Source organism: Streptomyces sp. NPDC056169, assembly GCF_042268445.1.
Taxonomy (GTDB): Bacteria; Actinomycetota; Actinomycetes; order Streptomycetales; family Streptomycetaceae; genus Streptomyces.
Genome location: NZ_JBHJUO010000006.1, coordinates 379,349 through 391,063, shown reverse-complemented (window position 1 = coordinate 391,063; position 11,715 = coordinate 379,349). Strand labels below are relative to the sequence as shown.

The 11,715-nt window shown below is 72.9% G+C and carries 13 protein-coding genes; 6 read left to right on the top strand and 7 right to left on the bottom strand.

Annotated features, from left to right (window positions below):
- Nucleotides 1-17 precede the first annotated feature (17 nt).
- The gene (locus ACFC0G_RS12520; protein WP_376401370.1) at nucleotides 18-947 is read right to left on the bottom strand and encodes a hypothetical protein; all 930 of its coding nucleotides are present in this window, start codon (nucleotides 945-947) and stop codon (nucleotides 18-20) included.
- Nucleotides 948-1,026: 79 nt separating this feature from the next.
- On the opposite strand from ACFC0G_RS12520, the gene ACFC0G_RS12515 reads away from it, so the two are divergent.
- Both ACFC0G_RS12515 and ACFC0G_RS12510 read left to right on the top strand, forming a co-directional pair.
- Nucleotides 1,027-1,221, top strand: coding sequence for a DUF3046 domain-containing protein (locus tag ACFC0G_RS12515; RefSeq protein ID WP_055641015.1), 195 nt, complete (start codon nucleotides 1,027-1,029; stop codon nucleotides 1,219-1,221).
- A gap of 240 nt (nucleotides 1,222-1,461) precedes the next feature.
- Nucleotides 1,462-2,592 (top strand): AI-2E family transporter, encoded by a 1,131-nt coding sequence (locus ACFC0G_RS12510; RefSeq protein WP_376401494.1) that lies wholly within the window; start codon nucleotides 1,462-1,464, stop codon nucleotides 2,590-2,592.
- A gap of 25 nt (nucleotides 2,593-2,617) precedes the next feature.
- Here ACFC0G_RS12510 and ACFC0G_RS12505 read toward each other — a convergent pair whose 3' ends face one another.
- The 4 genes from ACFC0G_RS12505 to ACFC0G_RS12490 form a co-directional block, all read right to left on the bottom strand.
- Entirely contained in the window at nucleotides 2,618-3,397 is a 780-nt protein-coding gene (locus tag ACFC0G_RS12505; protein WP_376401366.1) for a cytochrome d ubiquinol oxidase subunit II, read from the bottom strand.
- 52 nt (nucleotides 3,398-3,449) lie between these two features.
- Entirely contained in the window at nucleotides 3,450-4,826 is a 1,377-nt protein-coding gene (locus tag ACFC0G_RS12500) for a cytochrome ubiquinol oxidase subunit I (RefSeq protein WP_376401363.1), read from the bottom strand.
- A gap of 141 nt (nucleotides 4,827-4,967) precedes the next feature.
- A complete protein-coding gene (locus ACFC0G_RS12495) occupies nucleotides 4,968-5,645 on the bottom strand; it encodes a response regulator (RefSeq protein ID WP_376401360.1) in 678 nt (225 codons plus the stop codon).
- Nucleotides 5,642-6,961 (bottom strand): sensor histidine kinase, encoded by a 1,320-nt coding sequence (locus tag ACFC0G_RS12490; protein WP_376401357.1) that lies wholly within the window; start codon nucleotides 6,959-6,961, stop codon nucleotides 5,642-5,644. Before ACFC0G_RS12490 ends, ACFC0G_RS12495 begins: the two co-directional genes overlap by 4 nt.
- A gap of 133 nt (nucleotides 6,962-7,094) precedes the next feature.
- Here ACFC0G_RS12490 and ACFC0G_RS12485 point away from each other — a divergent pair, with 133 nt between their 5' ends.
- The 4 genes from ACFC0G_RS12485 (at nucleotide 7,095) to recX (ending at nucleotide 10,611) form a co-directional block, all read left to right on the top strand.
- The gene (locus ACFC0G_RS12485) at nucleotides 7,095-7,916 is read left to right on the top strand and encodes an SGNH/GDSL hydrolase family protein (RefSeq protein WP_376401491.1); all 822 of its coding nucleotides are present in this window, start codon (nucleotides 7,095-7,097) and stop codon (nucleotides 7,914-7,916) included.
- 10 nt (nucleotides 7,917-7,926) lie between these two features.
- On the top strand, nucleotides 7,927-8,712 hold the full coding sequence (locus ACFC0G_RS12480; RefSeq protein WP_376401354.1) for a hypothetical protein: 786 nt from the start codon (nucleotides 7,927-7,929) through the stop codon (nucleotides 8,710-8,712).
- Nucleotides 8,713-8,903: 191 nt separating this feature from the next.
- Nucleotides 8,904-10,040, top strand: coding sequence for a recombinase RecA (gene recA, locus ACFC0G_RS12475; RefSeq protein ID WP_376401351.1), 1,137 nt, complete (start codon nucleotides 8,904-8,906; stop codon nucleotides 10,038-10,040).
- Nucleotides 10,041-10,044: 4 nt separating this feature from the next.
- Nucleotides 10,045-10,611 (top strand): recombination regulator RecX, encoded by a 567-nt coding sequence (gene recX, locus ACFC0G_RS12470; RefSeq protein WP_125743203.1) that lies wholly within the window; start codon nucleotides 10,045-10,047, stop codon nucleotides 10,609-10,611.
- A 37-nt stretch (nucleotides 10,612-10,648) separates the two neighbouring features.
- On the opposite strand, the gene ACFC0G_RS12465 is transcribed toward recX, so the two are convergent.
- Both ACFC0G_RS12465 and ACFC0G_RS12460 read right to left on the bottom strand, forming a co-directional pair.
- Complete coding sequence (locus tag ACFC0G_RS12465; protein WP_376401488.1) at nucleotides 10,649-11,056, bottom strand: rhodanese-like domain-containing protein; 408 nt, start codon at nucleotides 11,054-11,056, stop codon at nucleotides 10,649-10,651.
- 71 nt (nucleotides 11,057-11,127) lie between these two features.
- The gene (locus tag ACFC0G_RS12460) at nucleotides 11,128-11,673 is read right to left on the bottom strand and encodes a cysteine dioxygenase (RefSeq protein ID WP_376401348.1); all 546 of its coding nucleotides are present in this window, start codon (nucleotides 11,671-11,673) and stop codon (nucleotides 11,128-11,130) included.
- Nucleotides 11,674-11,715 lie beyond the last annotated feature (42 nt).

The window sequence follows — 11,715 nt, the reverse complement described above, 5'->3', positions numbered from 1 at the left end:
GCCCGGGGAGGGCCTCGTCAGTCGACGGTGCGGCCGTGCGCGCGGAGGGTGCGCAGCGCCTCCACCGTGACGATCGGGCGCCACTCCAGGGCCGATCCGGGGGCCCAGGCCCGCCAGCGGATCGGCCAGCCGCCGTCCTCCTCCTGGTCGGCCGCGAGCCGGTCCAGTGACCGGGCCATCTCCTCGTCCGTGAACCAGCCGGCCGCCAGCGAGTGCGGCACGCGCGCGTAGTCGTGCGGGAAGTGGTGCTCGCCGGGCGCGTACCCGTCCGGGACCGGGTACTCCTCCTGCCGGTCCGGTTCCAGGACGGCGAGCCGCTGCTCGCGCACCAGCCTCCCCAGCCGGTCGGCCGCCGCCTCCGCGCGCGGCCGGTCCGGGGCCCCGTCCAGGAAGGCGACGGCGGCCTGGATCTCGTACGGATGGGACTTCTCCAGCGACTCCACGGCGCCCCAGCAGTACTCGGTGGCCCGGAACAGCCACGCGTGCCACACCTGGTTGCGGTGGAGCAGCCCGACCACCGGGCCGGTCGTGAGCAGCGCGCTCGGCGGGGCGTCGACGACCGGGACGAAGGGCGCCGAGGGGTAGCCCCGCTGGGACGGGTGGATCGCCGGGAGCGCCCCCTCGTGCGTCGAGATGTCGGTGAGGTAGCGGCAGATCCGCTCCACGCGCATCCCGCCGCAGCGGCCGATCGAGTCGAGGACCCGGAGTGCCTGCGCGGTGTGGAGGGGCTGGCTGACCGGTCCGCGCAGATCGGGTTCGAGTGCGTGACCGTAGCCGCCGTCCGCGTTCAGGTACGACGAGAGGGCCGTCTCGACCTGGTCCGCGCCACCGCGCAGGAAGTGGTAGGCGAACCGGTGCTGTTCGAGGACGCGGGCCGTCAGCCAGACGAAGCGCTCGGCACGGGCCAGGGGACTGGAGGGCGGCGAGGAGAGGGGTTTTTCGGCCATGCTCCGACCGTAGGGCGGAAAGTCGCGGTGACAAGGCTTCCGGAGCGGGCTGCACTCTTGGGAGCGGGATACTGACGTCATGCGGTTGACGATTTTCTGGGAGCGGATGGCGGACCACTTCGGTGCGTCCTACGCGGATTCCTTCGCACGTGACCATGTGATGACGGAGCTCGGCGGGCGGACGGTGCGGGACGCCCTGGACGCCGGCTGGGAGGCCAAGGACGTGTGGCGGGCGGTCTGCGCGGCCGTCGACGTACCGGCCGACAAGCGGTGAGTGGCCGGTAGACGGCGGGGTGGCGGCAGGGATGTGCGGGGTCCTGGGTGGAATGTCCGTGCGGTGCGCGAGACTGGCGGGGTGGCCCCGACTGACGACACCGAAAAGACAGCCCAGACCGAGCCGACACCCCCGACCGAGTCGACCGAGCCGACCCGGGTCGAGCTGACCGAACGGGCCGAGCCGGCCGACCGGGCCGAGCCGACCGCTCCACCGGTGGCTCCGCAGCAGGCCGTGCGCATGCCCCGCTGGCTGCCTCGCGCGCTCGTCCTCGCCCTGGCGCTCTACGCCTGCTTCCTGCTGGGCAGCTGGGCCTTCCACCAGCTCGTCGGACTTCTCGTCAACATCCTGCTCGCGTTCTTCCTCGCCCTCGCCATCGAGCCGGCGGTCGGGCGCATGGCGGCGCGCGGGATGCGGCGAGGTCTCGCCACCTTCCTCGTCTTCCTCGGTGTCCTGATCTTCAGCGTCGGCTTCGTCGTGCTCCTCGGCTCGATGCTCGCCGGGCAGATCGTGGACATGGTCGAGAACTTCCCCAAGTACCTCGACTCGCTGATCAACTGGATCAACCAGAGCTTCCACACGGACCTGTCCAGAGTCGAGGTCCAGGACAGCGTCCTGAGCTCCGACTGGCTGCAGAAGTACGTGCAGAACAGTGCGTCCGGCGTGCTCGACATCTCCGCCACCGTCCTCGGCGGCCTGTTCCGGCTCCTGACGATCTTCCTGTTCTCGTTCTACTTCGCGGCCGACGGGCCCCGGCTCCGGCGCGCGCTCTGCTCCGTCCTGCCGCCCGCCCGGCAGACCGAGGTGCTGCGGGCCTGGGAGATCGCGGTCGACAAGACCGGCGGCTACCTCTACTCGCGCGGCCTGATGGCCCTCGTCTCCGGCGTCGCCCACTTCGTCCTCTTCGAGATCCTGGGCGTGCCGTACGCGCCGGCGCTCGCTGTCTGGGTCGGCCTGGTGTCGCAGTTCATCCCGACCATCGGCACGTATCTGGCCGGCGCCCTGCCGATGCTGATCGCCTTCACCGTCAACCCCTGGTACGCGCTGTGGGTGCTCGGCTTCGTCGTGATCTACCAGCAGTTCGAGAACTACGTGCTCCAGCCGAAGCTCACCTCGAAGACGGTGGACATCCATCCGGCCGTGGCCTTCGGCTCGGTGATCGCGGGCACGGCGCTGCTCGGCGCCGTCGGCGCGCTGATCGCGATTCCGGCCGTGGCCACGCTGCAGGCCTTCCTCGGCGCCTACGTGAAGCGGTACGACGTGACGGACGACCCGCGCGTCCACGGCCACCGGAGATACGGCGAGGCGGTGGTGGCGCGGCTGCAGAAGGCCCTGACCCACAAGAAGGAAGCCTCTTCGGAGGAGTCCTGACCCATGGACGCGGCGCGCCGCCGGCTCAGAGGTACGACGGGCGGGTGACCCGGTGCCGGAAGGCGTGCCAGGTCCAGGCCTGGACGGCCACGAGCAGCGGGGTGACGACGAGGAGGGCGGGGACGAGCAGGGCCAGCGTGGTGGGGGAAGCCGCCTTCTCGGTCAGCGGCAGGGCCGTTCCCGCCCAGAGCGGCAGCCCGCCGAGGAGGACGCCGGTCAGGGCGAAGGACTGCCACGGGCGCCCCGCGCGACCGACGAGCCTGCGGGCCCGCTCGTACGGGAGTCCCGTGAGCCGGAGCGTGGCGAATCCCAGCCCGTGCGCGGCGAACAGGGCGGCCACCGCCAGGGCGGTGAGCACGGCCGTCACGCCGGTGGCCGGCGCGTAGGGCCGTCCGGTGAGCAGGGCCGCGAGCAGCCAGCCCCAGGAGAGGGCGACCGTCCAGCTGCCGCACGTCACGGCGGTGTCGCAGCCGGCGCGCCAGCGCGGCCCCGGGCCCCGGCCGCGCGACCAGAGCCCCAGGTCCCGGACGATCCAGCCGGTCAGGAGGGCGACGAGCACCGGGGCCTGGCCGCTCAGGAGCTCCCCTTCGAGTGCGGGGAAGCAGCCGACGAGGACGCCCGCGGTGGCGACCAGCCAGACCTCGTTGCCGAGGAAGAAGGGCGCGAAGGAGGCGAGGACGAGGCGCCGCTCGCGGTCCCCGCGGCCGAGCCAGGGCATGAGCATGCCGGTGCCGACGTCCGCTCCGGCGAGCACGAACCAGCCCGCGGCGAAGAAGGCGAGCAGGACGATGGCCAGGGTCTCCACGGGGGCTCCTCGGGTCGGCGGCAGGGGGCGGGACGGTGGGGGCGGCGGGGGCTCAGTAGCGGGGGGCGGGCAGCGCGTCCGCGGGGTCGGACGGGGGTGGGCCGTGCCCCTCCTGAGGGCCGTCCGGGTCCGGGCCGTCCGGGTCCGGGCCGTCGGTGTCCGGGCCGTCCGCGTCCGGGCCGTCCCGTCCCGGCCGCTCGTCGTGGCCGAGTCCGGACTCCACGGGACCGCGGCGGGCGTGCCGGGCGAGGAGCCAGGCGTTGAGGACGACGAGCAGGACGAAGACCGTGGCGAAGACGGTGAGGGAGAGCCGCATGGTGCCGGGGGAGAGATCCGAGACGGCGTCCTCCGTCTTCAGCAGCCCGTAGACGACCCAGGGCTGCCGGCCGGACTCCCGGAAGACCCAGCCGCCGATCATCGCGAGATACGGCAACGGCACGGCGGCCATCAGGACGAGATGCCACAACCGGAACCGGAACACGACCTTCTTGAAGCAGGCCAGGATCACCCCGGCGAAGCACAGGTACATCATCAGGCCGAAGCTGATCAGCATCACCAGACCGCCGCCCCGGGTCCACGCCTCCGAAGGCACGTAGTCGCCGGGCCCGAACCGGGCCGACAGCTCCGCCTGGAGCCGCGCGATCTCCGCCGCCTTTCCGCTGAAGACGGCCGACTTCATCGGCTGGAAGGTGGTGAGGGTGGCGAACTGGATCCCGCCGAAGACCGCGGCGGCCATCAGCGCGGGCGCGGACACGAACACCCCGATCCGCAGACTGCGACCGAAGAACTCCCACTCGGGGCTGCGCCGGAAGAGGTGGTACGCGCTCACCCCGGCCATGAAGAACCCGGCGGTGAGCAGCGCCCCGGCGAGGACGTGCCCGAAGGCGAGGAGCGCCGAGGGGTTCGTCAGGACCGCGACCGGGTCGTCCAGGACGAGCTCGCCGCCCTCGGAGGAGTACCCCACGGGGTGGTTCAGGAAGCCGTTGGAGACGAGGATCCAGTACGCCGACAGGTAGGCGGTGAGGGCGACGATCCAGATGGCGGCGAGGTGGGCCCAGCGGTTGAGCCGGTGCCAGCCGAATATCCACAGGCCGAGGAAGGTCGACTCGACGAAGAAGGCCACGATGGTCTCCACCGCGAGCGAGGCACCGAGGATGTTGCCCGCCTCGTGCGTGAGCCCGCTCCAGGCCATGCCGAACTGGAACTCCATCACCAGACCGGTGACGATCCCGACCGCGTAGTTGATCACGTACAGCTGGCCCCAGAAGCGCACCATCCGGGCGTCCTGCGGCTTGCCGCTGATCGTGGCCCGGGTCTGGAGCGCGGCCACGACGGTGACGAGCCCCAGGGTGAGGGCGACGAAGAGGAAGTGGCCGCCGGCGGTGAGGGCGAACTGCAGCCGCGCGAGATCGAGTACGTCCTGATTCACCCCGTCAGTGTCGGCGTACGGTCAAAGGCTTCGCGTCGGCCCGGGGAGGACACCTGGGGGCACCTGACGTACCCCACCGGTTGTGCCGGCCCACGCGCGCGTACCCCGGGAGTTGTGGCTCCCGGACCCGTCCCCTAAGGGTCAGGCCAGCCAGCCGGGGGTGATCATTCCCGACTCGTACGCCAGGATGACCAGCTGCGCCCGGTCGCGTACGGCCAGCTTGGTCATGATCCGGCTGACGTGGGTCTTGGCGGTGGCGGGGGAGAGGACGAGCCGGCCGGCGATCTCGTCGTTGGAGAGGCCCGCGCCCACCAGGCCGAGCACCTCGCGCTCCCGTTCGGTGAGGGCGTTGAGCCGGGGGCTCGGGTCCGGCTGCCGCCCGGCGCCGCCGGCGCGGTCGGCGAACTCGGCGATGAGACGGCGGGTCACGGCGGGGGCGATCAGGGCGTCGCCGCGCGCCACCACCCGTACGGCGTGCAGGAGTTCCATCGGCTCGGTGTCCTTGACCAGGAAACCCGACGCGCCGCCGCGCAGCGCCCCGTACACGTGGTCGTCGGCGTCGAACGTGGTCAGGACGACCACGCGGATGCCTTCGAGCCGCTCGTCGGAGGTGATGCGCCGGGTGGCCTCAAGGCCGTCGAGAACCGGCATGCGGATGTCCATCAGGACGACGTCCGGGCGGAGTTCACGGGCGAGGGCGATGGCCTGCTCGCCGTCCCCGGCCTCGCCGACGACCTCGATGTCGTCCTCGTCGGACAGGATCGACCGGAAACCTGCCCGGACCAGGGTCTGGTCGTCGGCGAGCACGACACGGATCATCGGGGGTCCCCTTCGGGCGAGGGCGAGGGTGCTGTGGGTTCTGCAGGCGTGGGGGACTCGGCGTGTGCTGTCGGCGGGGCGAGCGGGAGCCTGGCGTCGACGAGGAAGCCGCCGTCGGCGTTCCCGGCGGTGAGGCCGCCGCCGAGCGCGCGGGCCCGTTCCGCCATGCCCCGGATGCCGCTGCCCGGGCGCCCTCCCTCGGGCTTGCCCCCGCCGTCGTCCGCGATCCGCAGCCGCAGCACGCGCGTGCCCGCGTGCGTACGCGTGCCGGTGCCGGTGCCGGTGCTCGCGTCTGCGGTGGCGTCCCAGTCGAGGGCGATCCGTACGGTGTGCGCCCCCGCGTGCCGGGTGACGTTCGTCAGCGACTCCTGCACGATCCGGTACGCGGCGAGGTCGACCGGCGGCGGCAGCGGTACGGGCGTGCCCGTGACGCTCGTACGGACGTCGAGTCCCGCGCTCCGGGCCCGTTCGGCGAGGTCCCCGAGGAGGGCGAGGCCGGAGGCCGGGGAGGTCGGCGTGGCCTCGTCGGCCCGGCGCAGCACGCCGAGCGTGGCCCGCAGCTCGCGCAGCGCGTCCTTGCTGGTGGACTTCACCGCCTCCAGGGCCTCGGCGGCCGTGGCGAGCCCGGCCTCGGGGGCCGGGTTCTTGCTCAGCCGGTGCAGTGCGGCGCCGGACTGGACGTTGATCAGCGAGACGCTGTGGCCGAGGATGTCGTGCAGTTCCCGGGCGATCCGCAGCCGCTCCTCGGTGGCGCTCTGCCGGGCCCGGGCCTCCTGTTCCCGCTCGGCGGCGAGCGCGCGCTGCTCGACCTCGTGCAGATAGGCGAGCCGGGTGCGCTGGGCGCGGCCCACGGCGACGAGGCTGATCAGCCAGCCGGCCAGCATGGCGAGCGACGTGTCGTCGATCTGCCGGTGGCCGGGCTGCTGCCGGATCTCGCCGAGGCCGACCGCGAGCAGGGTGACGGCGGCGAGCGCGACGGCGGCGGCGAACCGGCCCTCGGCGGCGGTCGTGTAGAGCGCGAGCGCGAAGGCGATCATGAGGGGGCCGTCCTGGGCGGACAGCGGGTAGTAGACGGCGCAGGCGAGCAGCGTGACGGCGGCGACGGCGACCGGTTGCCGTCGCCGGAAGAAGAGGGCCCCGCAGCCGATCAGGACGAGCGCCCAGCCGAGCACCGTGCGGAGCGCCGGTTCGCTCGCGTACCGCGCGGAGACGAGCGTCCAGAGCACCACGACGGCCAGGACGGCACAGGCGACGAGGGCGTCGACGGTCCGCGGCGGCAGACGGCCTCCTGGGCGGTCGCGGAGGGGCAGGGGCATGCGTCGAAGGATAGGCGGCGGGCGGTCGTGGGGCCTGTGATCGACCCTCCTCGCGGTCTCCGACCCACGCGGGTGAGTGTTGAGTTGTATAGTCAAAAAAGTGAGTAACGTGGTGGGGGAAGGCGGAGGCTTCATGTCGGACGGCACGTTTCTGCGGTACGTCGCCCTGGGCGACAGCCAGACCGAAGGGGTCGGCGACGGCGACGACACCGTCGGCCTGCGCGGCTGGGCGGACCGGCTCGCCGAGCTGCTCGCCCGCGACGCCCCGGACGTGCGGTACGCCAACCTCGCCGTACGCGGCCGCCTCGCCGGCCAGGTGCGCGCCGAGCAGCTGGCTCCGGCGCTCGCGCTGCGGCCGGACCTGGCCACGGTCGTCGCCGGGGTCAACGACCTGCTGCGGCCCCGCTTCGACGCGGACGCGACGGCCGGGCACCTGGAGGCGATGTTCGCCGAGCTCACCGGCCAGGGTGCCCGGGTCGCGACCCTGACGTTCCCCGACGTCGGCCGGCTGATCCCGGCGGCCCGCCCGGTCGGATCCCGGGTGCGGGACCTCAACGAGCGCATCCGGGAGGCCGCGCACCGGCACGGCGTCACGGTCGTCGAGACCTCGCACCATCCGGTCGTCACCGACCCCCGGCTGTGGAGCGCCGACCGGCTGCACGCCGGTCCGCTCGGCCACGCGCGGATCGCCGCCGCGGTCGCCCAGGCCCTCGACCTGCCCGGCAGCGACGACTCCTGGACCCGCCCGCTGTCCGCGCCGCCGCTCCCCGCGCGCACGGGCCTGCGTGCGGTGGGCGCCGAACTGCGCTGGGCCGGGGCCTTCCTCGGGCCCTGGCTGGGCCGTCGCCTCCGCGGCCGCTCGTCGGGCGACGGCCGCCGGGCCAAGCGCCCCGAGCTGTCGCCGGTGACCGCGGTCCGAGACCGGTCGTTGCCGGTGGAGGGTGGCCGTCAGTAGGTTCGGGCCGGTGAGGGACGAACCTACTGACGACCGAGGGGCTCGCCCGCGCGAGCTCGCCCGGGTGGTCACCGAGCGGTTCGGGCTCGACGCCGACGGGTACCGGCACGGGCCGTGCACGGCCGAGCGCGGGGCGGATCACAGCGCCGAGCGCGGCGCCGACGGCGCCAACGGCGTCTTCGGTGACGTGTGGACGCTGGTGTGGACCGACGGGCCGACGGTCGAGCAGGTGCTGCGGGAGCTCGGACCGGAAGGGGACGGGGAGGGGCCGCGCTGTCGGCGCCTGCTCTCGGAGGGGACCGTCGCCCTCGGCGCCGTACGCCTGGCCATGGGGGGTGCGCCCGGTGTCCGGCCGGGGATCACCCCGGAGGCCGTGGAGCGGCTCTGGTACGACGTGCCGTTCTCGGGCCCCGCCACCGACCGGGAGCGGGCGCTGGTCTACGCGGTGGTCTACGAGGCCCACGACAACGCGCGCGGCAACCGTGTCGGCGACGGCCGGATCTGTGACCTGGTGGCCGCGGCGGGCCTCGCGTGGTTCCTGGAACGCATGCGGGTCCCGCTCGCCCCCGCGGAAATCCTCACGGCGCGGTACGCCGCTGCCCACGGCCACCTGGCCTGGAAGTACCGGCTGACGCCGATGGCCGTGCCGACGCTCCTCGCGGCGGTCCGCGCGGACCGCCGCGCCTCGCCCGAGCTGCTCACCGCGGCTCTCGCCCTCGCGTCCGGGCCGGACGGCGGCGCGGACGAAGCCACCGTGACCGAGCTGCGAGGGCGCCTCGGTCCCCGGTGGCCGTGATCCCGCCCGCCGCGCGTGGCACGCTTGACACTGAAATCGAACATCCATTCTGATGGAGGTCCGGCCTGGGGAATCGTGGGCTTGTCGGCGAGTTGTCCACAGGTCGGAGGGGACGTCGGGGCCCATTGTCAGTGGCAGGGGTTAGCGTCTTTCACATGAAGCGATCGACTCAAGCAAACCGGGTGGAACCCATGGCAGGAACCGACCGCGAGAAGGCGCTCGACGCCGCACTCGCACAGATTGAACGCCAATTCGGCAAGGGCGCCGTGATGCGCATGGGTGACCGCGTCCAGGAGCCGATCGAGGTGATCTCCACCGGATCGACCGCCCTCGACATCGCGCTCGGTGTCGGCGGCCTTCCTCGCGGCCGTGTCGTGGAGGTCTACGGACCGGAGTCCTCCGGTAAGACGACCCTCACCCTGCACGCCGTGGCCAACGCCCAGAAGGCCGGCGGCCAGGTCGCGTTCGTGGACGCCGAGCACGCCCTCGACCCCGAGTACGCTAAGAAGCTCGGCGTCGACATCGACAACCTCATCCTGTCCCAGCCGGACAGCGGTGAGCAGGCCCTTGAGATCGTCGACATGCTGGTCCGCTCCGGCGCGCTCGACCTGATCGTCATCGACTCCGTCGCCGCGCTCGTCCCGCGTGCGGAGATCGAGGGCGAGATGGGCGACTCGCACGTCGGTCTGCAGGCCCGTCTGATGAGCCAGGCGCTCCGGAAGATCACCGGCGCGCTCAACCAGTCCAAGACCACCGCGATCTTCATCAACCAGCTCCGCGAGAAGATCGGTGTGATGTTCGGCTCGCCGGAGACCACGACCGGTGGCCGCGCCCTGAAGTTCTACGCCTCGGTGCGCCTCGACATCCGTCGCATCGAGACCCTCAAGGACGGCACGGACGCGGTCGGCAACCGCACCCGCGTCAAGGTCGTCAAGAACAAGGTCGCGCCCCCCTTCAAGCAGGCCGAGTTCGACATCCTCTACGGCCAGGGCATCAGCCGCGAGGGCGGCCTGATCGACATGGGCGTGGAGCACGGCTTCGTGCGCAAGGCCGGTGCCTGGTACACGTACGAGGGCGACCAGCTCGGCCAGGGCAAGGAGAACGCCCGTAACTTCCTGAAGGACAACCCCGACCTCGCCGACGAGATCGAGAAGAAGATCAAGGAGAAGCTGGGCGTCGGCGTCAAGCCCGAGGCTCCGACGGCCGAGCCCGGTGCGGACGCGGCGAGCAGCGCCGACGCGGCCGGCGCGGACGACGCCGCCAAGACCGTCCCGGCACCCGCGACCAAGACCGCGAAGGCGACCAAGGCCACCGCGGCCAAGAGCTGAACCGGTGACCGGTCGCACCGAATGGCCGGGTGACGGCCCCGACTCGTCGAGGGCCGAGAAGGAGCCGTCACCCCAGGATCCGGCTGAGCGGGCGCGCGCGATCTGCCTGCGCCTGCTCACCGGGACCCCCCGCACGCGCAAGCAGCTGGCCGACGCCCTGCGCAAGCGGGAGATCCCCGACGACGTGGCGGAAGAGGTCCTCTCCCGCTTCGAGGACGTCGGGCTCATCGACGACGCCGCCTTCGCGGGGGCCTGGGTCGAGTCCCGCCACCACGGCAGGGGCCTCGCCCGCCGGGCCCTCGCCCGCGAGCTGCGCACCAAGGGCGTCGAGCCGACTCTCATCCAGGAAGCGGTGGAGCAGCTCGACTCCGAGCAGGAGGAGGTCAGGGCGCGCGAGCTCGTCGACCGCAAACTGCGCGCCACCCGCGGCCTTGAGAGAGACCGGCGCCTGCGGCGCCTCGCCGGGATGCTCGCCCGCAAGGGGTACCCCGAGGGCATGGCCCTCCGCGTCGTCCGCCAGGCGCTGGAGGCCGAGGGCGAGGACACGGACGGGCTGGACGAGTCCTTCTGACCCCGGGGGGGGAGAGAGAAGGACTCGTCCGTCCCGCTCAGCCGGCAGGTGTCGGCAGCAGGACCGGGAGGCCCGCTGCCTTCCAGGCCTGGAAGCCGCCGATGAGGTCGGTCGCGCGGTGCAGGCCCAGGCGGCGGAGCGACTCGACCGCGAGGGAGGAGGCGTAGCCCTCGTTGCAGAGCACGACCACCCGCAGGTCGTGGCTGTCCGCCTCCGGCGCGCGGTGGCTGCCCAGCGGGTCGAGCCGCCACTCCAGCTCGTTGCGCTCCACGACCAGCGCACCCGGGATCAGCCCGTCCCGTTGCCGCAGGGCCGCGTAGCGGGTGTCCACCAGCAGCGCGTCACCCGCCTCGTACGCCTCGTGGGCGGCGCGGGGATCGATCCGGTCGATGCCCGCCCGGACCCGTTCGAGCAGTTCGTCGATGCCCACGCGCTCCTCGGCCACGCGCTCCTCGGCCACGCGCTCCTCGCCCACGCGCTCCGGGGCCAGGTGCTCGATGCCCACGCGTTCCTCGCTCACTGCCAGTCCTCCGGACGCTCGACCTGCTCCAGGCGGAGTACCGCGCCCGCCCGGCTGAACCGCCGGATCAGGGGGAGCGGCGGGTAGTACGCGTGCACCGACACCGCGTGGGTGTCCGGCGACTCGTTGAGCACCTCGTGCACATGGTGGCGGCCGAAGGCCCGGCCGTCGCCCTCGGACAGTCGGCGGGAGCGGTCGAGGCCGTCGGCCAGCTCCAGGGTCTTCCAGCCGCTCGCCGGCAGCCGGACCGCGAGGGCGTTCTCGGTCAGCGACCCCCGCGCGGTGGCGAAGGCGCCCAGCGACTCGGCGTGGTCGTGCCAGCCGGTGCCCGTGCCGGGCGGCCAGCCGATGAGCCAGGCCTCGCTGCCGCCGGGGCCGTCGAGCCGTACCCACGTACGGCCCTCGGGGTCGAGGGGCAGGGAGTCGACCAGTTCGCGGTCGGCGGCCGTGCGGCGGACGAAGTCGAGGAGTTCGGCCGCCGTCGGGGCGGTGGAGGGCGGTGTGGAGACGACGGGGGAGGGTGTGGGGACGCGCTGGGGCACGGGTGACCGTCCTGAGGTTCGCGAGGAGCGCGCGACGGCACC

What these genes read in the sequence shown, in the direction of transcription:
- ACFC0G_RS12520 (WP_376401370.1), bottom strand. Translation starts at nt 947, where the DNA reads ATGGCCGAAAAACCCCTCTCCTCGCCGCCCTCCAGTCCCCTGGCCCGT.
- ACFC0G_RS12515 (WP_055641015.1), top strand. Translation starts at nt 1,027, where the DNA reads ATGCGGTTGACGATTTTCTGGGAGCGGATGGCGGACCACTTCGGTGCG.
- ACFC0G_RS12510 (WP_376401494.1), top strand. Translation starts at nt 1,462, where the DNA reads ATGCCCCGCTGGCTGCCTCGCGCGCTCGTCCTCGCCCTGGCGCTCTAC.
- ACFC0G_RS12495 (WP_376401360.1), bottom strand. Translation starts at nt 5,645, where the DNA reads ATGATCCGTGTCGTGCTCGCCGACGACCAGACCCTGGTCCGGGCAGGT.
- ACFC0G_RS12490 (WP_376401357.1), bottom strand. Translation starts at nt 6,961, where the DNA reads ATGCCCCTGCCCCTCCGCGACCGCCCAGGAGGCCGTCTGCCGCCGCGG.
- ACFC0G_RS12485 (WP_376401491.1), top strand. Translation starts at nt 7,095, where the DNA reads ATGTCGGACGGCACGTTTCTGCGGTACGTCGCCCTGGGCGACAGCCAG.
- recA (WP_376401351.1), top strand. Translation starts at nt 8,904, where the DNA reads ATGGCAGGAACCGACCGCGAGAAGGCGCTCGACGCCGCACTCGCACAG.